The organism is Streptomyces sp. Root431 (genome assembly GCF_001426585.1).
Lineage (GTDB): Bacteria > Actinomycetota > Actinomycetes > Streptomycetales > Streptomycetaceae > Streptomyces > Streptomyces stackebrandtii.
This window is the reverse complement of the sequence record NZ_LMEI01000011.1, coordinates 67,179-88,472: the sequence shown is the minus strand read 5'-3', so window position 1 is coordinate 88,472 and position 21,294 is coordinate 67,179. Positions and strand designations below refer to the sequence as shown.

Below are 21,294 nucleotides of genomic sequence, written 5' to 3'. Positions count from 1 at the left end.
CGACCTCTGAGCACGTCTCCCCACCACTCCCAGGCAAAGGAAGCTCACCCCATGCTGCGCATCGCCGTTCCCAACAAGGGTTCCCTCTCCGGACCTGCGTCGGCAATGCTCCATGAGGCCGGCTACCGCCAGCGCAAGGAGTCCAAGGAGCTCGTCGTCATCGACCCCGACAACGAGGTCGAGTTCTTCTACCTGCGGCCGAAGGACATCGCGATCTACGTCGCCTCCGGGAAGCTGGACATCGGCATCACCGGCCGTGACCTGCTCCTGGACTCCGGAGCCAGCGCCGAGGAGATCCTCGCGCTGAACTTCGGCCGCTCCACCTTCCGCTACGCCACGCGTCCCGGCACGGCGAACGGCCCGGAGGACTTCGGTGGCATGACCATCGCGACCTCCTACGAGGGCATCGTCGCCAAGCACCTCGCCGACCAGGGGATCGACGCCTCCGTCGTCCACCTGGACGGCGCGGTCGAGACCGCGATCCAGCTCGGCGTCGCCCAGGTCATCGCCGACGTCGTGGAGACCGGCACCAGCCTGCGCAACGCCGGTCTGGAGGTCATCGGCGAGCCGATCCTGACCTCCGAGGCCGTCGTCGTCCGCCGCCACGGCGCCTCGGACGACCACCCGCAGGTCCAGCAGTTCCTGCGCCGCCTCCAGGGCGTCCTCGTCGCCCGCTCGTACGTGATGATGGACTACGACTGCCGCGCCGAGCACCTGGAGCAGGCCGTCGCCCTCACCCCGGGCCTCGAATCGCCGACCGTCTCCCCGCTGCACAACGAGGGCTGGGTCGCCGTCCGCGCGATGGTCCCCGCCAAGGAGGCGCAGCGGATCATGGACGACCTGTACGAGATCGGCGCCCGCGCCATCCTCACCACCGCCATCCACGCCTGCCGCCTCTGACGGCTACCCGGCCCGTACGCCCCCCGAGGCACGGAGGAAACCCCCGATGTCCCAGTCACCGCTGCCCACCCTCCCGGTCACCTTCCGTCCGGGGCGCACCCGGGCGGTCCTGCTGACCATCGGGACCGTGATGTTCGTCGTCATCACCGTCGTCGCGCTGATGCTGGAGCGACTGGGGCCGGGCGAGCGCGTCAGCTTCGTCTTCACCGCCGCGCTGCTCTTCGGGGTCCTCATCATGCTGAGCCGCCCCAAGGTCGTCGCCGACGACGAGGGCGTCACGGTCGTCAACATCACCCGGACCCGGCGGCTCGCCTGGGCGGAGATCCTCAAGGTCAACCTCCGCCCCGGCGACCCGTGGGTCTTCCTTGACCTGAGCGACGGCACCAGCATGCCCGCGCTCGGCATCCAGCCCGGCATCGCCAAGGAAGCGGCGATCCGGGACGCCCGCGCCCTGCGTGCCCTGGCCGACAGCCGGGGGACGGTCGCCGAGACGGTCTGAGACACGGGGGCGGTTCCGCGGCCGGGGAGCGGGTCCGAGACCCGGCCCCGGCGAACGGATCCCGGGCGGGAGAACCCGGATCCGTCCCCCATCCGGGGCCGACCCCCTGCCACGCGGGGCGTTCGCGTGACTACTCTGGAGGCGGTGGTGCCGAGCGGCACCACCGCCTCGCATGTGCAGGGCCGCCGTCGCGGCCCGCGGGGCCGCCCTTCGACCCGAGGAGTGACTCCCTCCAGCAATGGACGGATCGTCCGGTAGTACCTGCGCCGCCCCCTCCCAGGAGGCGGCGGCATGATCGTCTCCCTGCTGCTGCTCGCAGCGGCCTTTCTCCTGATCCTCGCCAACGGCTTCTTCGTGGCCGCCGAGTTCGGTCTCGTGACCGTCGAGCGCGCCGAGGCCGAGCGGGCCGCGGCCGCCGGTGACCGGCGCGCCCGCACCGTCGTCACCGCGCTGCGCGAGCTGTCCTTCCAGCTCTCCGGCACCCAGCTCGGCATCACGCTCACCTCGCTCGTCGTCGGCATGCTCGCGCAGCCCGCGCTCGCCGGACTGCTGCACGGGCCGCTCACCGCGACCGGACTGCCCGAGGGGGCCGTCTCCGGGGTCTCGGTGGTGATCGGGATGCTGCTCGCCTCCGCCGTCCAGATGGTGGTCGGCGAGCTCGTACCGAAGAACTGGGCGGTCTCCCGGCCGCTCCAGGTCGCTCGCTTCGTCGCCACCCCGCAGCGCCGCTTCTCCGCGCTCTTCCGGCCGGTGATCGCCCTGCTCAACCGGGTCGCCAACCGGCTGGTCCGGCTCCTGGGCGTCGAGCCCACCGACGAGCTGGACTCCGTCCGAACCCCCGGCGAGCTCGTCGCGCTCGCCCGGCACTCCGCCCTGGCCGGCGCGCTCGAACAGGACACCGCCGACCTCTTCGTACGGACCCTCTCGCTCGGCGGCCTCACCGCCGAGCAGGTCATGACCCCGCGCGTGAAGGTGTCCGCCCTGCAGTGGGACGCCACCGCGGCCGACGTCCTCAACCTCACCCGGGCCACCGGCCTCTCGCGCTTCCCGGTCTACCGCGACCGCATCGACGAGATCGTCGGCATGGTCCACCTCAAGGACGCGCTCGCCGTCGCCCCGCACGCCCGGCTGCGCACCCGCGTCGGCCGGATCGCGGTCCCGCCGCTCCTCGTCCCCGAGTCGCTGCCCGCCCAGGCCCTCCTGGAGCGGCTGCGCAGGGAGCAGCCGATCGCGGTGGTCGTCGACGAGTACGGCGGCACGGCCGGCGTCGTCACCCTGGAGGACATCGTCGAGGAGCTCGTCGGCGAGGTCCGCGACGAGCACGACACCCTCGCCGACGGCCGCCCCGAGCTGGCCGCCGCGCCCGCCGAGGACGGCCGGCCCGTCTGGGAGGCCGACGGCTCCTGCCGGGTCCACACCCTGCGCCGGATAGGCCTCGACGTGCCCGACGGGCCGTACGAGACGGTGGCCGGGCTCGTCGCCGACCTCCTCGGGCGCATCCCCGCCCCCGGCGACCGGGTCGAGCTCCCCGGCTGGCGGCTCTCGGTGCGCCAGGTCGACCGCTACCGGGCCGAGCGAGTCCGGCTCGTCCGGACGGGCCCGGGCCCGGAGCCCGGCCCGGACGCGGAGCCGTACGCCGACCCGTGCGCGGTGGACCGCGCAGCCCCGCTGGTCGCGGAGGGCGTCCGATGAGCACCCTCCAGCTTCTCCTCGCTCTCCTCCTGGTCCTGGCCAACGGCTTCTTCGTCGGAGCCGAGTTCGCGCTCGTCTCCGTCCGCCGCAGCCAGATCGAACCGCTCGGCGGGGCCCGCGCCCAGAAGGTCCTGTACGGACTGGAGAACCTGCCGCAGATGATGGCGGCGGCGCAGTTCGGCATCACCGTCTGCTCGCTGACCCTCGGAGCCGTCGCCGAGCCGACCGTGGCCCACCTCCTCGAACCGGTCTTCCACGCCGTCGGGGTCCCGGCGGGCCTGATCCACCCGCTCGGCTACGTCATCGCCCTCGCCGCGGTCGTCGTGCTCCACCTCGTCATCGGCGAGATGGTCCCGAAGAACCTGGCGATGGCCGCGCCCGAGCGGACCGCGCTCTGGCTCGCCCCGGCCCTGGTCGGCTTCGCCCGGCTCTGCCGGCCGGTGACGGTCGCGCTGGGCGCCTGTGCCCGGCTCGTCCTGCGGGCGTTCAAGGTCGAGCCGAAGGACGAGGTGGAGGCGGTCTTCACCCGGACGCAGCTCGGCCGGCTCGTGGAGGACGCCGGACAGGCCGGGCTGCTCGACCCGGCCGAGCAGGAGCGCCTGGAGGACGCGCTCGAACTGGGCAGCCGCCCGGTGACGGACGTCCTCATCGCCCCGGCCTCCCTGGTGACCGTCCCGCCGTCCGTCACCCCTCGCGAGATCGAGGAGCTGACCGTACGGACCGGGTACTCCCGCTTTCCGGTGCGCGCCGAGGCGCGCGGCACCTTCATGGGCTTCGTGCACGTGAAGGACGTCCTCGACCTGGAGGAGCGGGAGCGGGCGGTGCCGCACCAGCTGTGGCGGCCCATGGCGACGCTCCGCGCGGAGCTGCCGCTGGACGACGCCCTCACCGTGATGCGCCGCGCCGCCACCCATCTGGCGCAGGTCGCGGACGGCTCGGGCCGGGTCCTCGGCCTGGTCGCCCTGGAGGACGTCCTGGAGATGCTGGTGGGCGAGGTCCGCGACCCTGCCCACCGCATGACGCCGGCGCCCGCCCCGGCCTAGTACCCCGGGGGCTCCTGCTGCGGGCCGCGGTCGATCGGACCGCGGCCCGACAGCACCTCGCCGTACGCCTGCATCAGGTCGGCGAGCCGGAGGGTCGCGAGGTCGTCGCGGGTCGGCGTGCCCGGGTAGCCGGAGAGGCGCAGGTCCCGGTAGGCGCAGGACTTCTCGTACAGGGTGCGCAGGAAGCGGCCGTTGCCGAGCTCGTCGATCCAGCCCTGCTCCACGACGTGCCCGCTGATCGAGCCGAGCTCGTCGCGGGCCTCGTCGTCCCAGCAGTCGCCGTTGGCCGCGGCCAGGACCTCGCCGATCGCGCTGAGTTCGAGCGGGCGGTACGAGGGGAAGTCGACCCGCGTGGTGAAGCGGGAGGACAGACCGGGGTTGGTGGTGAGCAGCCGGTCCATGCCCTCGGGGTAGCCGGCGAGGATGACCACCAGATGGTCGCGGTTGTCCTCGGCGCGTTTGAGGAGGACCTGGAGGGCCTCGTCCCCGTAGGCGTCGCCCTTGCTGTAGCCCGTGTTGGAGAGGGCGTACGCCTCGTCGACGAAGAGGACCCCGCCGAGCGCCGAGTCGATGAGCTCGTTGGCCTTGACCGCCGTCTGGCCGAGGAACTCGCCGACGAGATCGGCCCGCTGGGCCTCCACGAGATGGTCGCCGCCGAGCAGCCCGAGCGCGTAGAAGACCCGCCCCAGGATGCGGGCGACCGTCGTCTTCCCGGTGCCGGAGGGACCGGAGAAGACGAAGTGGCGCTTGGGCGGCTGGACGGGCAGCCCCTGGTCCGCACGGAGGCGCGCCATCTCCAGCTGTGCGGAGAGCGCCTTGACCTGGCGCTTCACCGGGTCGAGCCCGACCATGCCCTCCAACTCGGCGAGCGCCTCCGCGAGCAGGACCGGGTCGGTGGGCCCGGCGGGGAAGCGCGGCGGCCCCGGCTGCGAGGGCAGCGGCGTCTTCTGACGTACGGTCTCGGGCGGAGCGGCGGGAACGATCGGCGGTACGGGCTCGGGCGCGAGCCGCAGCCCGTCGCCGAGCGGCCCGGCGTCGGGGTCGGCGCCCGGGGCGGTGTCCACCGTCTCCTGGCCGAGGCCGCCGCCGACGGTGCCGAGGGCGACCGTCGCGAGCCCGGACGGGTCGTCCACGCCGTCGTACCCCTCGAAGCCGTCGTACTCGGCGATGGCCGCGAGCCGGGCGGCCGTGTCCATGAACGCCGGGTCGATCCGGTGCACGGCCCGGTAGAGCGGCAGGGCCGCGGCGCTGCGCCCGGTGCCCTCGTGGGCGCGGGCGAGCCAGTAGCGGAGCTCCTTGCGCTGCGGCTGCTCGCTGCGGCAGCGCATCAGGGAGGCCGAGAGCAGCGGCTCCGCCTGGCCGTACATCTCCAGGCGGACCCGGGCCATGCCGCCGAAGAGGCCCGCCTCGATGCCGAGCAGCGGGTCGTCGACGAGGGTCTCCGTATGGCGGACGAGCTGGTCCCAGTCCTTGACGAGATAGGCGCGGCAGGCGTGCAGGAAGCGGACCTGCGGGTCGGTGTCGACCGGGGGGAGCCCGGCGAGCGCCCGGTCCAGCTCCGGCACGTGGCGCCCGTCGAGCCAGTGGGAGGCGTGGGCGAGCAGCAGGTCGCGCGGGCTCTCCAGGACGGGCTGGACCCACCAGCCCAGCCAGTACCAGGAGTTCAGCGTGCGGCGGTGCCGGGCGCGCTGCTCGCCGAACCGTTCTCGATTGCGGTACATGCGCAACAGCGCCGTCGTCGTGTCGACCCGGAGCGCGTGCAGCCCGAGCCAGGCGTCCGCCATCCCGGGATCGATCCGTACCGCCGTCCGGAACTCGTCCTCCGCCTGCGGGTAGGCGCCCATCGTGTAGGCGTCGACTCCGCGCAGCCAGGCGAGCTCGGCGGGGGCCAGTGAGCCCTGCGTGCCGATGTCCATCGGGTCCCCCACAACCGTCTTCGCATGGACGGGATTTGACCGCACCTGCGGGCATCGTACCTGCGCAGGGGGTGTGCGCTTAAGGAGAAGCGCATGATCCGGAAGCAGTGACCCTGGGTGAGCGAAAGAGGTCGCGCAGGGGCTCCGGTGAGGGTGATCGGGGCGGAACGAAGCCCCCGATCACGGGGGAACAACCGGGGGCTTCGTGTCCGCGGCGGCTCCGAAAAGCCGCACATTGAGAACGTAAGACCTGTACGCCCCTTGGGTCAAGCGCAGTTCAGGCACTTGCGGAAGTGGACTTCCGGGCCCTCAATTCACCGACAGGAAGCCGTCACCCTGTGTGATGATCTGGTCCGGGCCCGCTGTCACAGAGGGCCCGGGAAGCCAGTCGTACCCCTCGGGACGCTCCCGTACCAGGGTGTCGGCGAAGGGCCGGGAGGGGTCCTGCGCGAAGTGGCGAGTCTCCGCCAAGGTCCATCCGTCCCAGAAATCGGCTTGTTCCGGGCCGTCCCTGCGCCGCCCCCGGGTCCAGGACTCCTCGGGGCCTCGCTCCATCCACAGCAGCCACGCCAGGAACGGCCGCACGGCCTTCCGGCCCGCGCCGACGCCCTCGACGAGGACGACCGGGGCCGGCGGCAGCGCGCGGGGCTCGCCGAAGTCCCGGCGGTTCCAGTCGTACGGCCGGTAGCGCGCGGTCTCGCCGCGGGAGAGCGGCTCCAGGACCTGGTGACGCAGCCTGCCGGTCCACGCGAAGAGCTCCTCGTGGGTGGCGAGATCGTCGAGGTGGAGGACGGGGGCGTCGCCGAGGGCGGTGGCGAGGCGGGCCGCGAGCGTGGACTTGCCGGAGCCCGCGTGGCCGTCGACCGCGACCAGCCGCACCGGTCCGCAGGAGGGCGGGAGGCGGAGCAGGGCGTGTGCCGCGCGGTCGAGGTCGGTCATGGGCCCAGGGTAGGGGAGTGGCGGACCGCCGCAGGTCAGGGAGGTGCCACCGTCAGTGGTCGAGACCAATATTGGTACGGCGACGCGGCGCGAAGTGCTGGCGGAGGCCCCGCGCGACCGGGATAGTGGGCCCGCGCAGCCCTGTCCGTACGCCCGCCGTTCTCGACTGGGGGTCACCGCCCATGACCAGCTCCACCCCGCGCAGAACCGTCCTCGCCGCGGCTCTCGCGGCCGCCGCGGGAACGGCCGCGGCCGGCGCCGCCCCCGCCTCGGCCGCGACCTCCGACGGCGCCGCCGGAGCGCGCGTCCGCCCGGCTCCGGCCGACGGAGCCGACCGGGGCCACGCCCCGGCACCCGGGCTCGTCGACAACCGCTTCTGGTCCTCGTACACCGACTGGCGGTGCGGCAGCGCGGCCGGGACGAAGGCCGTCGCCGGTCACCGCCCCGGCCTGGTCCTCGCCACCCCCGCGGGCCGTACCGAGTACACCGACCCGCACACCGGCCGGACCTCGGCCTGGGAGTACGCGAGCTGGACCTCGCCCGTGCACGCGTCGACCGTGCCCGCCACCGAGGTCATCGCCTCCTGGAACGCCCACACGCCGCCGGGCACCTGGCTCCAGGTCGAGCTCTCCGGCACGTACTCCGACGCCACCGCCACCCCCTGGTACGTGCTGGGGCGCTGGGCCTCCGGCGACGCCGACGTCCGGCGCACCTCGGTCGACGACCAGACCGACGGCAAGAGCACCGTCTGGACCGACACCTTCGCGATCGACGACACGGCGAGTGGCCTGCGGCTGAGCTCGTACCGCCTCCGGCTCACCCTCTACCGCACCCCGGGGACCGACCTCACCCCGATCGTCCGGCGGCTCGGCGCCATGGCCTCGGACGTCCCGGACCGCTTCACCGTCCCCGCCTCGGAGCCCGGCCCCGCCCACGAGCTGAGCGTCCCGCGCTACTCGCAGAACACCCACGTCGGGCAGTACCCCGAGTACGACAACGGCGGCGAGGCCTGGTGCAGCCCGACCTCCTCCCAGATGATCGTCGAGTACTGGGGGCGCCGCCCCTCGGCCGAGGAACTCGCCTGGGTGAACCCGGACTTCGCCGACCCCCAGGTCTGCCACGCGGCCCGCTTCACCTACGACCACCAGTACGAGGGCTGCGGCAACTGGCCCTTCAACGCCGCCTACGCGGCCACGTACCCCGACATGAACGCGGTGGTGACCCGGCTGCGCTCGCTCACGGAGCTCGAAGCCCTGGTCCGTGCGGGCATCCCGGCCATAACGTCCCAGTCCTTCCGCAAGGAGGAACTGACCGGCGCCGGCTACGGCACCTCCGGCCACCTCATGACCGTCGTCGGCTTCACCGCCGACGGCGACGTCATCGCCAACGACCCGGCCTCGCCCAGCAACGAGGCGGTCCGCCGGGTCTACGACCGCCGCGAATGGGAGAACATCTGGCTCCGCACCAAGCGCTACGACGCGAACGGCAAGGTCAGGAGTGGTACGGGCGGTGTCTGCTACCTCTACTGGGCCGGCAGGCCGACGGGGAGCCGGCTCCGGGTGCTGCGGGCGCTCGGTCTGGTGTGAGCGTCGGCGCGGGCGTCGGCCCAGGTCGAATCCGGTCACCGCGCGGGCGTCAGCCCAGGTCGAATCCGGTCACCGCGCGGGCGTAGGACCGCAGGGCGGTGACGACTTCCGCGCGGGTGCGGCGGCCCGCGAGGATCTCCATCTGGTAGCCGTCCTCCATGGCGATGAAGTTCGCCGCGAGCAGCCGGGCGGGGTCGGTGAGGGTGAAGTGGCCCTGGGCCTGACCCAGCACCAGGATGCCGTGGTACACGGCGATCTGACGTTCGGTCAGTGCGCTGTCGAGAGAGGCCGCCCTGGCGTCGCGCAGGCAGCGCGGCCAGTATTCGTAGAGCAGGCGGGTGAGGGTGTCGTCCGGGCCGGTGGCCGGGCCGAGGTCGATGCAGGCGCGCAGCTGTTCCCGGGCGTCGGTGTGCAGCTCCGCGGCCTGTTCCCGGTCCTGGCTGTAGCGCTCGATGGCCTGCTGGTAGGTCTCGTGGACGAGGGTGTCGAGGTCGCCGTAGTAGAGCACGGCCGCCGGTGTCACGCCGGCCTCCTCGGCGACGTCGCGTAGGCGCAGTCCGTCCAGGCCGCGTGTGAGCAGTGCTCGCTGCACGGCGGCGTTCAGCTCCGCCCGGCGGGCCTCCTTGCCCTGCTTCCCTCGCGCCATGCCCCGCCCATCTCTCGTGGTGCGGTCAATCGTATCCACGCCCCGGCCAGAGGCCGGGCGGCGGGGCTCCTGTGCCTTCCTGAGGGGGGAGTGGGCCGATCGTTACGCGATCTTCAATTCGTGTTTAGTCACAAGACTGCAGCTCTTGACGTGTGTGAAGCGCAGTTCTTAAATCTGTGTTTAACAGATGCGTCTCCCGTGAGGAGTCTCCGCCGTGACGCTCGATTCGCAAGACATCTCTCCCGGCCCCAGAGCCGCCGCTTCCCCCGTCCCGGCCGGAAAGGGCCTACGCAGTGGCAGCGTGGGACTGCTCGGCGCCGTCGCGCTGGGGCTGTCCTCCACCGCCCCCGCCTACTCCATCGCCGTCACCCTCGGTCTGGTGACCATGACCGTGGGGCAGCTGGCGCCTGCGGCCCTGCTGATCGGCTTCGTGCCCATCCTTCTCACCGCCTTCGCCTTCCGTGAGCTCAACCGGGACATGCCGGACTGCGGCACCACCTTCGTCTGGACCACCCGCGCCTTCGGTCCCTGGGCGGGCTGGCTCGTCGGGAGCTGGGTGCCGACCATGGCCACGCTCTTCGCGATGACCGCGCTCGCCCAGGTCAGCGCCACATACCTGCTGACGGTCCTCGGCCTGGACGAGCTCGCGGGCGACGGCGCGGCCGTGACCGTCACCGGTCTCGTCCTGCTCGCCGGCGCGACCGTACTGGCCCGCCGAGGCCTGCGGATCGCCACCGGTGTCCAGTACGCGCTGCTCGGACTGCAACTGGTGGCCCTTTTCGGGCTCGGATACGCGGCCTTCACCCGGCCCGGCGCCGCCACACCGTCGCTGTCCTGGTTCAACCCCTTCGCCTTCGACGGTGTCGGCCCGTTCGCCGAGGCGGTGCTGCTGTGTCTCTTCATCTACTGGGGCTGGGACGCCCTGGTCACGGTGAACGAGGAGACCAGCGACGCCGACCGTGTTCCGGGCCGGGCCGTGCTGATCTCCACGTTCGTCCTGCTCGGCACCTACCTGTTCACGGCGGTGGCCGCGGTCGGCTACGCCGGTACCGGCACCACCGGCATCGGCCTCGGCAACCCCGACAACGCCACGGACTTCCTGGCGGCCCTCGCACCGCCGCTCCTCGGCGGCTCCCTGGCCACCGTCGTCCAGCTCGCCGTCTGCGTCAGCGCCCTGTCCGCGATGCTGACCTGCCTGGTCGGCAGCGGTCGCGGCTTCCTGTCCCTGAGCAGCCACGGCGCACTGCCGAAGGCGTTCGGGCGCATCCACCCGCGCTACCGGACGCCCACCGTCGGCACGGTCTTCTTCGGCGCCGCCACCGCCGTGACGCTGGTGGTCCTGAAGCTGGCCTCGCCCCGCTTCCTGGGCGACGCGATCCTCTCCATCGGCCTGCTGATCGCCTGCTACTACGGCGCCACCGCGTTCGCCTGCGTCTGGCGCTTCCGCCACCGACTGCTCGACTCGAAGCGCGACCTGCTGTTCAAGGGCGTGCTGCCGCTGCTCGGCGGCCTGATGATGGTCGCCGCCCTCGCCCGCAGCGCCTACGACATGGTCGCCCCCGACTACGGCAGCACCTCCTTCCTCGGCATCGGCGGAGTCTTCCTCCTCGGCGTCGGCGCCGTCGCCCTCGGCCTCCCGGTCGTCCTGCTGATCCGCGCCAAGTTCCCCCGCTTCTTCCGCGAGGGCAAGACCTCCGTCGTCGCACCGACGGCCACCGAATCCATCCCGAACGAGAGCTGACACCGATGCGTACCCTCGCCATTGCCGCCGTTCAGACCGCACCCGTGCCGTACGACCTCGACGCCACCTGGTCCCGCTTCGCCCATCAGGTCCGGACCGTCCGCGAGCTCTTCCCGCATGTGCAGATGGTCGTCGTGCCGGAACTGCTCCTCGCCGCGGAGGGGCCGCTGCTCGGCGAGCACCCGGAGGACTGGATGGAGCAGGCCGCGGTCACCATTCCCGGACCGCTCACCGACCGCCTTGCCGGACTCGCGAGGGAGACCGGGCTGTGGCTCGTGCCCGGCACCGTCTTCGAGCGCGCGGCCGACGGCACGATCCACAACACCGCACTCGCGATCTCGCCCGAGGGCGAGATCGCCGCCCGCTACCGCAAGGTCTTCCCCTGGCAGCCGTACGAGCAGGCCGTACCCGGCACCTCGTTCACCGTCTTCGAGGTCCCCGGGGTGGGCCGCGTCGGCCTGGCCATCTGTTACGACGGCTCCTTCCCCGAGACGATGCGCCAGCTCGCCTGGCTCGGCGCCGAGGTCGTCATCCAGCCGACCCTGACCACCACCCGCGACCGGGAGATGGAACTGGTCTGCGCCCGGGCCAACGCCTGGACCAACCAGATCTACGTGGTCAACGTCAACGCCTCCGATCCGGCGGGCGTCGGTGAGAGCACCATCGTCGACCCCGAGGGCATCGTCCGCCAGCAGGCCGGTACCGGCGAGGAGGTCCTGGTCGACGTCCTGGACCTGGACGCCGTCACCCGGACCCGCCGTTACGGCTCGGCGGGCGTCAACCGCCCCTGGAGCCAGCTCGCCCGTTACGGGTCGACCATCGAACTGCCGATGTACGGCGGCGCGTTCCGCACGCCCGACTGGGCCAAGGACACAGACGGGCAATGAGCCCGGGGCCCGCCCCGGGGGCACTCCTCCGGGGCGGGTTCACCTCCGGAGGAGAACGCCATGACCGATCGGCCGACGTATCGCATGGACAGCTGGATGATCGCCGCGGAGCCGGACCTGGTCGCCAAGACCCGCCGGCAGGTCCTCGACACGGCTCGTCAGTGGGGCTCGTGCCCGACCGGAGAGTCCGCGGACGATCTCCGGCTGCTGATCTCCGAACTGGTCACCAACGGGGTCCGGCACACCCCGGCGTGCGTGCTGACCCTGACCCTGGTCGCTCACGGCCGCCACCTGTACTTCGAGGTGATGGACGGGGGTACGGGGGGCGTGCCCGTCGTCGAACGGCCCGACGCCGATCAGGAGCACGGGCGGGGAATGCTCCTGGTCGACGCACTGGCGACCTGCTGGGGTTACCGGCAGACTCCGTCGGGCAACGCCGTCTGGTTCATCCTCACGCTCCCCGCGCCGGAGCCACCCGCCACCTCTCCGTGACGCCGGGTCAGCCGGTGATGCTCGTGGCGCCGTACTCGATGTGCCCGGCGAATCTCTCCGACCAGGCCGTGTCGTTGTCCACCGTGATGGTGAAGTCGTACCAGCCCTGCTGGTACGCGACGGCGTTGAAGAACTCGGTGGTCGTGCCTCCGGCGGCTACGGAGTAGGTGCTGTCCCAGGTGCGGTACTGGTTGGACCTGATGCGGAAGGTGACGCCCTGGGTGCCGTGGTTCTTCATGGAGAAGACGACGGCCAGTTTGCCGGTGGACGGGTGCACTTCGAAGGTCGACTTGACGGTGACGTGCCGGCCGAGGGCGATTCCGGAGGCGTCTCCCGTGAAGCGGCGCAAGAACCGGTTGGGACCGGTCACCGTGAAGTCGTACGCGCCGTTTCCGTAACCGCTGCCGACGTTGAAGAAGTCCTCCGTACCGCTGTCCGGATCGACGGTGTACTGCCAGGGGCCGCCGGTGCGGTAGGCGTTGGCGTACACGCTGAAGTGCGCGGCGCTGGTGGCGTGGATCCCCTGGTTCTGCAGGGCGACCCAGATCAGCGTGGTGCCGCCGCCGACCTCGACGCGGTCGAGGTGGGCATTGCTCTGGTACGGCAGCGCGCACGCCGTCTTGGTGCCGGATTCCTGAGGCGGCGGGGTGTTCGTGCTCGGGGGCACGGGCGCGGTGCCGATGGTTCCGGGCGTCTGCCCCGCCGGGGCCGCGCCGCCGAGCGCCGGCAGGGTGTAAGTGGACGCGTCCTTGCTGAAGTCGAAGACGCTTGTCAGGTCACCGGACACCTTGCGCCGCCAGGCGGTGATGTTCCCGCACACCGCCGGTTTGCCCAGGGCCGCGGTCCACTTCTCCAGGAACCGGAGCATGGAGGTGTGGTCGAAGGTCTGTGAGCAGACGCGACCGCCGGTGGTCCACGGGGACACGACGATCATGGGGACGCGGGCGCCCAGTCCCACCGGTCCGGAGACGTTGCCGTAGGTGGCCCACTCGTTCGTCGCGTCGGTCGAGCCCTGTTGCGGGAACGGGGGCGGAACGTGGTCGAAGAACCCGTCGTTCTCGTCGTACGTGAGGAACAGCGCCGTGGACCTGAGGACCTCCGCGTCGGCGCTCAGGGCGTCGAGCAGGCGCTTCACGAAGACCGCCCCGCGGCTGGGCGTCTCGTCCGAGTGCTCGGAGTGGGATTCGTCCGTGACCACCCAGGAGACCTGGCGCAGGGTGCCGCCCACGACGTCCTGGCGGAACGCCTCGATGATCCGGTCGGCCGTACTGCCTCCGCCGGGCAGCGGGGGCACGGACCTGACACCGGCGTCGTACAACGGGCCGGAGCCGAAGCCCGCGAAGTACTCCAGCGCGTTGTCCCCGTAGTTGTCGGTCTCGACGTTGTAGGTGCGCCAGGTGACACCGGCGTTCTGGAGCTCCTCCGCGTAGGCCGTCCACGGTTGGTTCTCACCCTCGAAGTCCCCGCCGTTCAGGTGCGGAGGGGATATCAGCCCGACCCCGGTGGAGCCGCTCCAGAAGTAGTTGCGGTTGGGGCCGGTCGAGCCGAGCACCGAGCAGTGGTAGGCGTCGCAGATCGTGAAGGCGTCCGCCAGGTCGTAGTGGAACGGCAGGTCGGCGCGGGTGAAGTAGCCCATGGTGAGCTGCCCCTTCTCCGCGATCCACCGGTCGAGGCGCCCGCCGTTCCACGCGCGATGGCCGTCGGTCCAGCTGTGTGCCGTACCCACCCCCTGCGCGTTCCTCCAGCCGTCGGGACCCCCTCGGTTCAGGGCCCACGGGTATCGCCAGGACGAACCGTCGGGCTGCTGGAAGACCGACTTTCCCGCAGGCGCGCCGAGCGTGCCCGGGAGGTCGATGGTGCTCTTGTCGCCGAAACCGCGCACCCCCTTCAGCGCGCCGAAGTAGTGATCGAAGCTGCGGTTCTCCTGCATGAGGACGACCACGTGCTTGATCTTGGTCAGGTCGCTTGCCGACGTGGCGGCGACCGGCGCGGCGTCCGTTCCGAGGAGTTCTTGTGGCGGCGTCTTCGCCGTCAGATGGGGAAGCGATACCGCTGCGGCGCCGGCCGCTGAGACGAGGAACTTCCGGCGGTCCATGGGAACCATGGCATGACCTCACGAATCAGTTGGCGGATGTCGGGGTGGGGGACAAGAGCCGTGGGGAGAGCGGTACGAAGGCTGCCGGAGCCCCGTGTGCTGCACGAGGCTCCGGCAGGTCGTCACGCCCGCGGCAGCGTCAGTTGACGGTCCACTGCTGGAGGGCGCTGCCGGTGTCGGGCTGCTGGGTGACGACCGCTCCGTCGGCGGAGGAGGCGGTGGTCAGGAGCAGTCCGCTGGCCACGGAGGCGACGGTGTAGCCGCCGTTGGCCAGCCGGGTGACGTTCCAGCGCTGGTTGGTGCCGGCGTTGCAGGTCCACTGGATGATCGCCGCGCCGGCGCTGGTGGAGCCGCTGTGGACGTCGACGCACAGGCCGGACTCGAGGTTCTTGATCTCGTAGGTGCCGTCGGTCTGCCGGGTGAACGTCCAGTTCTGGTTGGCGCCGCCGGTGGCCGTCCAGGTGATGAGCTGGGTGCCGGCGCTGCTGCTGTGGTCGGGGTTGTCGAGAGCCCGGCCTCCGGCGGTGAGGGTGTGGACGCCGTCGAGCGTCGCGGGGGCCTGGCCGGTCGGGGTGAGCGTCAGGGTCTGCTCGCCGGCCGTGCGGGTGCCGCCGACCGCGTTGCCGGTGGTGTTGGTCCAGCTGCGGGTGGGCGTGGTCTCCGCGAGGCGGCCGGAGTCGGCGGAGAGGCCGATGACGAGTCCGCTGTACCGGTTGACGATCTTGAATGTGCCGGTGGGGGTGCCGCCGGTGGGCGAGGTGCCGCCGATGACGAACCACTGCTGTCCGACGCTGGGCCCGCCGGTTCCGGCCGTGGTGACGGTGGGCTTGGTGCCCCAGGCGCGGGTGCTCGTCGCGGTGGCGCCCACTCCCAGGAGCCCGCCGGTGTCGGAGTTGGCGATGCGGTAGGAGCCGTCACCGTTGGAGGTGAAGATCCACGACTCGAGGCCGGAGCCGGTGGCGGCGGCGAGCGAGGTGGTGGCCGAGCTGCCGGAGACCTGGGCCAGGACCCGGCCGCCGGCGGAGATGCGGTAGGCCTTGGTGGTGTCGACCGGGGCGGCCGGCTGGGTCGTGTTGATCGTCAGGTTGACGTACTCGCTCGACGTACCGCCGGAGCAGCCGAAGGAGCAGTACGAGCGGAAGTCCTTGCCGACGATGGTGGAGCTGGTCTTGTTGGCGCTGTCGAGGAACCAGCGGTACCAGGAGGCGTTCTTGTAGCTGCCGGTGTCACCGAGGCGGAACCACTTCTGGGTCGCCAGGTTGTCGGTGGCGTAGATCTCCTGGGAGGCGTTGCCGCTCTGGTCGACCGCCTGGGGCTGGCCGATGTACAGGCCGAGGTGGGCGTTGTAGGTGATGTCCATGACGAACATCGGGGACGTCGGGGGCGTGAGTCCGGCGGCGACCTGCTGGCTCACCGAGCCGCTGTTGGCGGGGTTGTACTCCTTGGACGTCGGCGTGTATCCCGTCGTGTTGCCGGAGCCGACCGGGACCATGTTGCTCTCGCGGCCGCCGACGCCGGGCTGGGACCAGGCGCCGTCGTACCACTTCTGCCATGTGCCGGGCGCCATCTTGCCCGAGATCGGGGCGCGGGCGACGTGTCCGTAGAACGCGGCCCAGCCGCCTCCGTAGCCCTTGTTCACGATGCGGGAGCCGTAGAAGGCGTAGAAGTAGCCCGAGGCGGTGTCGACGAAGAGCCGCTGGTCACCGGTGCCGTAGTGGTACGTCTGCTGTGGGAAGGCGGCGGTGTCACCGCGCTTGGTGCTGTACGGCGAGGTGATGACGTGGTCCTTGATGGACCAGGTCCGGCCCTGGTCCTTGGACACGGCGTAGTCGATGCCGTCNTGTCACCGCGCTTGGTGCTGTACGGCGAGGTGATGACGTGGTCCTTGATGGACCAGGTCCGGCCCTGGTCCTTGGACACGGCGTAGTCGATGCCGTCGAAGTGGGAGCCGTCGCCGAAGGGCTCCGGAGTGAACTCGTTGTGCACCAGGCCGTACCAGTCACCGGTGTCCGGATCGACCCAGACGCCGGCGAGGTCGCAGTAGTTGCGGTGCGCGTAGGTGGTGGTGACGGGCGATTGGGTGGCCTCGACGCCGGTCGGGCTGTAGTTGCAGCGCCAGGTGGTGTTGTTGTTGCGGTCGTCGGAGTTGGCCGGGTTGACGGCGTCGCTGATCGCGCTGGAACGGGTGGCGGTGTCGATGTTCGTTCCGGTGTAGAAGGTCCACTTGCGCGGGTCGTTCGCGCCGTAAAGGGCGTGGGCCTGCTGGAAGTAGAAGGTGCCGTCCTTGTCGATGTACGTGCCGGCGGGCGTGTCGTCCGCGTACGTCCATGAGCCCTTGGCGCCGACGGAGACGGTGTAGGAGGCGGCGCTCGTCTCCGCGGATGCCGTGGGCATCGTCAGCGTGCTGCCGCCTGTGACGACCAGCGCGGCTGCGACGAGCGCTCCGGCCAGTCTGGTGCGAGGAGCGTTCATGAGAACTCCTTGAACGGAGGAGCCGAGGGGAGGGCTCCGTGGGAGGTCCGGCGTCCTTCGGGACGGCGGTGTGATGCGGGACGGCCGAGAGGCGTCCCGGGTTCGGCTGCGTCTCGCCCTGGGACGGCGTACCGCGCGGGGCCGGTCCGGCCGGGGGCGTTTCGGGGAGGGGGGATACGGCATGCGCGGTCCGGCTCAGGGAGGGCCGGGGCGGGGCATGCGGGTGGGGGGATCCGGTCGTGGCCGGGTGGTGCGGGAGTGGGGGGGTGGGGCGTGGCGCGGAGACCGAGGCCCGTGCGGTTCAGGTGTCCGCTCCGCGGCGCGAGGGGGGCGCCGCATCCGTCCGGCGACCGGGTCTCGGTTGCCGTCGGTGGGTGGACCGTACGGCCAATTTGACCGGTAAAACAAGAGCCTCGGGCGGAAAACTTCAGCTTTCTCGGAACCGGTGCCTCCGGCGCCTCCGGTGCTGCCCCGCCTTCGTGGGGCCGGGGTGGCGATGTTGACCGCTTCCCCGTCCCGGCAGTACGTTGCATCCGCTTTTGGATCGGTAAAATCGAGGTAGTCATGGCGACGATGCAGGACGTGGCGGACCTGGCCGGCGTCACCAAGCAGACGGTCTCCAACGTGCTCTCCGGCCGTGTCGCCGTTCGGCCCGCCACCGAGGCCCGGGTCCGCGAGGCCATCGCCGAACTCGGCTACGTCCCCAATCTGGTGGCCCGGTCGCTCGCCACCGGCAGCACGCGCACGGTGGGCCTCTTCGTCCCGACCGTGTCCACCGCCTTCTACGCGGAACTCGTCGAAGAGGCGGAGGACGTCCTCGGCGAGCACGGCTACCGCCTGCTGCTCTGCACCACCCGCCGCGACGGAGAGCGCGCCAGGAGACATCTCGCGGGGCTGACCAGCCGGTCCGTCGACGCCCTGCTCATCGCGGGCGACGAGGGGCTGACCGACCACCTCCCGTTGCTGTCGCGCACCCGCTTCCCCGTCGTCCTGTGCGCCTGGGAGGGCGCGCGGGCTCCCGCCCGCTTCCCGGTCGTCACCATCGACTACGAGCACGGCGGATACCTCGCCGGGCGCCACCTCCGGGATCTCGGCCACGAGAACGTGGCCGTCCTCGCCGGCCCGGCCCACATGATGCGGGTGAGCGGTTTCCGGCGCGCCTTCGCCGAGGACGGCCTGGACGTCCCGGACTCCGCCGTGCGCCTCGTGCCGGAGCCGTCGCTCAAGGGCGGGATCGCGGCAGCCGCAGAGGCGATGACGGCGCGGCCGGCGGCGACCGCGCTGTTCGCCACGCACGACGTGCTCGCCGTCGGCGCGCTCCAGGCAGCCCAGGACAAGGGCTGTTCGATCCCGGCCGACCTGTCGATCGTGGCCCATGACGACACGCCGGAGGGGCCGTTGACCCGTCCGGCCCTCACCAGCGTCGCCCTGCCCACCCGGGAGATGACCCGCGAAGCCATCGGACTGCTCCTCGGAGCGGTCTCCGGTGCCCCGTCCGACGCACCGCATCGGCGTCTCCTGCTCCCGCGGCTCATCGTCCGCGACAGCACCGCTCCGCCCGCCTGACGCGCCCGCTCCGCCGCGTAGGTGTCAGGCGAGCGCCAGGACGTTCAGGAGGCGTGCGACCTCCGTCGCGACGGCCTCGCGGGCCGGACCGATGTACTTCCGGGAGTCGCTGACGGCCGGCAGGCGGTCCAGTTCCCGCCTCACGGTGTGGGAGAAGATGCCGTTGAGATGGGTGGAGATGTTGACCTTCGTCATGCCGGCCCGCACGGCACGGGCGAGGTCCGTGTCCGAGACGCCCGAGGAGCCGTGCAGGACGAGGGGTACGCCGACGCTGCCGCGCAGGCGGGCGATCAGGCCGAAGTCGAGCTCGGCGTCGCGTGTGGCCATCGCGTGCGAGCTGCCGACGGCGACCGCGAGGCAGTCCACCGCCGTCGCGGCGGCGAACTCGCGGGCTTCGTCCGGGTCCGTGCGGACCCCTGGCGCATGGGCGCCGTCCTTGCCGCCCACCTCGCCGAGTTCGGCCTCGACGAGTACGTCGCCCCTGTGCCCGTACTCCGTGACGGCCCGGGTCACGGCCACGTTCCGCTCGTAGGGCAGCCGGGAGGCGTCGAACATCACGGACGTGAAGCCGAGCCGGACTGCTTCGCGTACGAGGTCCTCGGACTCGGCGTGATCCAGGTGGACGGCCACCGGCACCGTCGCCTCCTCGGCCAGGGCCAGTGCGGCGCGGCCGATCGGGGCCAGGGACCCGTGGTAGCGGACGGTGTTCTCGCTGATCTGGAGGATCACGGGCAGGTTCGCCCGGTGCGCGCCGTCCACGATGGCCTCGGCGTGCTCCAGCTGGACGACGTTGAAGGCTCCGACACCACGGTTGTGGGCGTGGGCGGGGCCGATGATGTCGTCCGTGGGGGTCAGGGGCATGGGGGTGTCTCCAACGGGGTCGTCTCCAAAGGAGCTGGCTCCAGCGGGGGTGCGGCCAACAGGGTCGTCTCCACGCTCACTTCGGTACGGAACTGCTCGTACAGGACGCGGTCGAAGTCGCCGGCGAGCGGCGCCGCGACCGCGGCCGCCGACAGGGCGACGGCCTCCCGGAGGATCTCCGGCCAGGGCAGGCCGGCCGCGAGCCCTGCCGCCAGGGCGGCGACGCACGCGTCGCCGGCGCCGGTCGGATTGCCGCGGAGTCGGGCGGGCGGGACCGCGCGGTGGCGTCCGTCCCGGGTGACGGCGTAGAGGCCCCGCGGGCCGTCGGAGGCGGCGACCGCGCGTGCTCCGCGCGCCTGGAGCTCGGCTGCCGCCTGCGCGAGGTCCGAGCGGCCGGTGGCATCGATGATCTCCGCCGCGTTGGGCTTGATCACGTCGGGCCGCGCGGCCAGCGCCGCGAGCAGGGCGGGGCCGCTGGTGTCGAGGACGGTGACGGCTCCGGCCGCGCGGGCGGTCTCCACCAGCCCCGCGTACGCGTCGTCGGGCAGGCCCGGCGGGAGGCTCCCGGCGAGGACCACGACCGTGGCCTGCCCGACGAGTTCGGCGTACCGCCGGGTGAACTCGGCCCAGGAGCGCAGGTCGACGTGCGGCCCGGCCTGGTTGAACACGGTGGCGTCGCCGCTGCGTTGCGAGACGACGGTGACGGTTCTGCGGGATTCCCCCAGGACGGGCACGAGTGCGTCCCGCAGACCGGCCGCACGGAGGTCCTCCCTCACCGACTGCCCGGTGGTTCCTCCCACCAGCCCGGTGGCGAGCACGGGGTGCCCCAGCGCGGCCAGGACGCGGGACACGTTGATGCCCTTGCCCCCGGCGCGTTCGACGGTCCGCTCGACGCGGTGCGAGGTGTGCGGCGTCACTTCGTCGACGAAGTACGTGACGTCCAGCGCCGCGTTCAGGGTGACGGTCAGGATCACTGGGCGACAGGTGCGTCGGCCAGCACCACCGAGCGGGTCAGGGCCCGCGGGCGGTCCGGGTCGAGCCCCCGCGTACCGGCGAGGTGCACGGCGAGGCGCTGTGCCCGTATGAGGTCGGCCATCGGGTCCATCGCGCCGGTGCCGCCGCCGGATTCGGCGACGTACGCACCGCCGGTACGGGCGACGTCGTCGGCCAGGCCGTTCGGGGCCTGCCCGAAGACCCAGGTGGCACGCCCTGGCGCGGTGATGCTGATGGGGCCGTGGCGGTACTCCATCGCCGGGTACGCCTCCGTCCAGGAGCCGGCCGCCTCCCGCATCTTCAGGCCGGCCTCCAGCGCGAGACCGTAGGCCCAGCCGTCGCCCAGGAAGGTGATCTGCTCCGCCGCGCAAAGGTCGCCGGGCAAGGGCACGACGACCGCCCGCTCCGCGTCCTCGGCGGCCTCGGCGATCGTGCGAACGCCCTCGGGGAGGGGGCCCTGGCCCTCCAGATGGGCCCGGAGAAGAGCGAGGGCCGTGGTGGCGAACCTGGTCTGCACGACCGACTTCTCGTCGGCGTGGTCGAGCACGATGACGCTGTCGGCGACGTCGGCCACGGGAGTGGTGCCGTCGGCGGTGACGACCGTGACCGAGGCCTGGCCGCGTACCCGGGCCAGGAGGTCCACGACCTCGGTGGTCGTACCGGAGCGGGTCAGCGCCACGATGCGGTCGTAGCGGCGGCCGACGGGGAACAGGGAGGCGGCGAACGCGTCCGTCTCGCCGTGACCTGCCTGCTCACGCAGTTCGGCGTAGGCCAGGGCCATGAACCAGGAGGTGCCGCAGCCCACGACGGCGACGCGCTCACCGCGGCCGGGCAGCGCGGCGCCGTGATCCGCGGCGGCGGCAGCGGCCTTGCGCCAGCAGTCGGGTTGGGTGGTGATCTCGTGGGCGGTGTGGGAGGGGTACGCGGCGCTGTCAGGGCTGGACATCGGTACGGGTTCCTTTCGGG

At 71.8% G+C, this 21,294-nt stretch carries 17 protein-coding genes; 9 read left to right on the top strand and 8 right to left on the bottom strand.

The annotated features are described in order from the left end of the window. Positions 1-51 precede the first annotated feature (51 nt). From hisG to ASC82_RS20005, 4 genes are all read left to right on the top strand, one after another. Positions 52-900 carry an ATP phosphoribosyltransferase gene (gene hisG / locus ASC82_RS20020; protein WP_024760817.1) on the top strand — a complete coding sequence of 283 codons (849 nt, stop codon included), beginning with the start codon at positions 52-54 and terminating at the stop codon, positions 898-900. 46 nt (positions 901-946) lie between these two features. Further along, on the top strand, positions 947-1,399 hold the full coding sequence (locus ASC82_RS20015; RefSeq protein WP_056649811.1) for a PH domain-containing protein: 453 nt from the start codon (positions 947-949) through the stop codon (positions 1,397-1,399). A 291-nt stretch (positions 1,400-1,690) separates the two neighbouring features. Then, complete coding sequence (locus ASC82_RS20010; protein ID WP_056649806.1) at positions 1,691-3,091, top strand: hemolysin family protein; 1,401 nt, start codon at positions 1,691-1,693, stop codon at positions 3,089-3,091. Continuing rightward, positions 3,088-4,134 (top strand): hemolysin family protein, encoded by a 1,047-nt coding sequence (locus tag ASC82_RS20005; protein ID WP_056649803.1) that lies wholly within the window; start codon positions 3,088-3,090, stop codon positions 4,132-4,134. The genes ASC82_RS20010 and ASC82_RS20005 overlap by 4 nt, the downstream gene beginning before the upstream one ends. Here ASC82_RS20005 and ASC82_RS20000 read toward each other — a convergent pair. Both ASC82_RS20000 and ASC82_RS19995 read right to left on the bottom strand, forming a co-directional pair. Then, the gene (locus ASC82_RS20000) at positions 4,131-6,050 is read right to left on the bottom strand and encodes an AAA family ATPase (RefSeq protein ID WP_056649800.1); all 1,920 of its coding nucleotides are present in this window, start codon (positions 6,048-6,050) and stop codon (positions 4,131-4,133) included. The genes ASC82_RS20005 and ASC82_RS20000 overlap by 4 nt on opposite strands. Before the next feature lie 309 nt (positions 6,051-6,359). Continuing rightward, entirely contained in the window at positions 6,360-6,989 is a 630-nt protein-coding gene (locus tag ASC82_RS19995; RefSeq protein ID WP_056649798.1) for a hypothetical protein, read from the bottom strand. Between the two features lie 182 nt (positions 6,990-7,171). Here ASC82_RS19995 and ASC82_RS19990 point away from each other — a divergent pair, with 182 nt between their 5' ends. Further along, positions 7,172-8,575, top strand: coding sequence for a peptidase C39 family protein (locus ASC82_RS19990; protein ID WP_056649795.1), 1,404 nt, complete (start codon positions 7,172-7,174; stop codon positions 8,573-8,575). A 49-nt stretch (positions 8,576-8,624) separates the two neighbouring features. Here ASC82_RS19990 and ASC82_RS19985 read toward each other — a convergent pair whose 3' ends face one another. Further along, positions 8,625-9,221: a TetR/AcrR family transcriptional regulator gene (locus ASC82_RS19985; RefSeq protein ID WP_056649793.1), complete on the bottom strand. Its 597-nt coding sequence runs from the start codon at positions 9,219-9,221 to the stop codon at positions 8,625-8,627. 301 nt (positions 9,222-9,522) lie between these two features. Between ASC82_RS19985 and ASC82_RS19980 the strand changes: the two genes are divergently transcribed. From ASC82_RS19980 to ASC82_RS19970, 3 genes are read left to right on the top strand one after another with little or no spacing between them, the layout of a single operon-like run. Then, on the top strand, positions 9,523-10,962 hold the full coding sequence (locus tag ASC82_RS19980; protein WP_242427717.1) for an APC family permease: 1,440 nt from the start codon (positions 9,523-9,525) through the stop codon (positions 10,960-10,962). 5 nt (positions 10,963-10,967) lie between these two features. Continuing rightward, positions 10,968-11,849, top strand: coding sequence for a carbon-nitrogen hydrolase family protein (locus ASC82_RS19975; RefSeq protein ID WP_056649790.1), 882 nt, complete (start codon positions 10,968-10,970; stop codon positions 11,847-11,849). Positions 11,850-11,909: 60 nt separating this feature from the next. Then, positions 11,910-12,341, top strand: a complete 432-nt coding sequence (locus ASC82_RS19970) for an ATP-binding protein (protein WP_242427716.1) — start codon at positions 11,910-11,912, stop codon at positions 12,339-12,341. A 7-nt stretch (positions 12,342-12,348) separates the two neighbouring features. On the opposite strand, the gene ASC82_RS19965 is transcribed toward ASC82_RS19970, so the two are convergent. Both ASC82_RS19965 and ASC82_RS31415 read right to left on the bottom strand, forming a co-directional pair. Next, positions 12,349-14,436, bottom strand: coding sequence for a phospholipase C, phosphocholine-specific (locus ASC82_RS19965; protein ID WP_242427715.1), 2,088 nt, complete (start codon positions 14,434-14,436; stop codon positions 12,349-12,351). 139 nt (positions 14,437-14,575) lie between these two features. Continuing rightward, positions 14,576-15,796: an RICIN domain-containing protein gene (locus tag ASC82_RS31415; RefSeq protein WP_277914793.1), complete on the bottom strand. Its 1,221-nt coding sequence runs from the start codon at positions 15,794-15,796 to the stop codon at positions 14,576-14,578. A 1,676-nt stretch (positions 15,797-17,472) separates the two neighbouring features. Between ASC82_RS31415 and ASC82_RS19955 the strand changes: the two genes are divergently transcribed. After that, positions 17,473-18,474: a LacI family DNA-binding transcriptional regulator gene (locus ASC82_RS19955; protein WP_056649787.1), complete on the top strand. Its 1,002-nt coding sequence runs from the start codon at positions 17,473-17,475 to the stop codon at positions 18,472-18,474. 24 nt (positions 18,475-18,498) lie between these two features. Here the strand turns inward: ASC82_RS19955 and ASC82_RS19950 are convergent, their stop codons facing one another. The 3 genes from ASC82_RS19950 to ASC82_RS19940 are packed head-to-tail and all read right to left on the bottom strand — an operon-like array spanning position 18,499 to position 21,274. After that, positions 18,499-19,335 (bottom strand): class II fructose-bisphosphate aldolase, encoded by an 837-nt coding sequence (locus ASC82_RS19950; protein ID WP_056649783.1) that lies wholly within the window; start codon positions 19,333-19,335, stop codon positions 18,499-18,501. Next, entirely contained in the window at positions 19,326-20,309 is a 984-nt protein-coding gene (locus ASC82_RS19945; protein WP_056649779.1) for a hexose kinase, read from the bottom strand. Before ASC82_RS19945 ends, ASC82_RS19950 begins: the two co-directional genes overlap by 10 nt. Beyond that, on the bottom strand, positions 20,306-21,274 hold the full coding sequence (locus ASC82_RS19940) for a hypothetical protein (RefSeq protein WP_056649776.1): 969 nt from the start codon (positions 21,272-21,274) through the stop codon (positions 20,306-20,308). Before ASC82_RS19940 ends, ASC82_RS19945 begins: the two co-directional genes overlap by 4 nt. Positions 21,275-21,294: the final 20 nt, after the last annotated feature.

What these genes read in the sequence shown, in the direction of transcription:
- ASC82_RS19940 (WP_056649776.1), bottom strand. Translation starts at nt 21,274, where the DNA reads ATGTCCAGCCCTGACAGCGCCGCGTACCCCTCCCACACCGCCCACGAG.
- ASC82_RS19950 (WP_056649783.1), bottom strand. Translation starts at nt 19,335, where the DNA reads ATGCCCCTGACCCCCACGGACGACATCATCGGCCCCGCCCACGCCCAC.
- ASC82_RS20000 (WP_056649800.1), bottom strand. Translation starts at nt 6,050, where the DNA reads ATGGACATCGGCACGCAGGGCTCACTGGCCCCCGCCGAGCTCGCCTGG.
- ASC82_RS20005 (WP_056649803.1), top strand. Translation starts at nt 3,088, where the DNA reads ATGAGCACCCTCCAGCTTCTCCTCGCTCTCCTCCTGGTCCTGGCCAAC.
- ASC82_RS20010 (WP_056649806.1), top strand. Translation starts at nt 1,691, where the DNA reads ATGATCGTCTCCCTGCTGCTGCTCGCAGCGGCCTTTCTCCTGATCCTC.
- ASC82_RS19995 (WP_056649798.1), bottom strand. Translation starts at nt 6,989, where the DNA reads ATGACCGACCTCGACCGCGCGGCACACGCCCTGCTCCGCCTCCCGCCC.
- ASC82_RS19990 (WP_056649795.1), top strand. Translation starts at nt 7,172, where the DNA reads ATGACCAGCTCCACCCCGCGCAGAACCGTCCTCGCCGCGGCTCTCGCG.
- ASC82_RS31415 (WP_277914793.1), bottom strand. Translation starts at nt 15,796, where the DNA reads ATGGACATCACCTACAACGCCCACCTCGGCCTGTACATCGGCCAGCCC.
- ASC82_RS19955 (WP_056649787.1), top strand. Translation starts at nt 17,473, where the DNA reads ATGGCGACGATGCAGGACGTGGCGGACCTGGCCGGCGTCACCAAGCAG.
- ASC82_RS19965 (WP_242427715.1), bottom strand. Translation starts at nt 14,436, where the DNA reads ATGGACCGCCGGAAGTTCCTCGTCTCAGCGGCCGGCGCCGCAGCGGTA.
- ASC82_RS19975 (WP_056649790.1), top strand. Translation starts at nt 10,968, where the DNA reads ATGCGTACCCTCGCCATTGCCGCCGTTCAGACCGCACCCGTGCCGTAC.
- ASC82_RS19985 (WP_056649793.1), bottom strand. Translation starts at nt 9,221, where the DNA reads ATGGCGCGAGGGAAGCAGGGCAAGGAGGCCCGCCGGGCGGAGCTGAAC.
- ASC82_RS19970 (WP_242427716.1), top strand. Translation starts at nt 11,910, where the DNA reads ATGACCGATCGGCCGACGTATCGCATGGACAGCTGGATGATCGCCGCG.
- hisG (WP_024760817.1), top strand. Translation starts at nt 52, where the DNA reads ATGCTGCGCATCGCCGTTCCCAACAAGGGTTCCCTCTCCGGACCTGCG.
- ASC82_RS20015 (WP_056649811.1), top strand. Translation starts at nt 947, where the DNA reads ATGTCCCAGTCACCGCTGCCCACCCTCCCGGTCACCTTCCGTCCGGGG.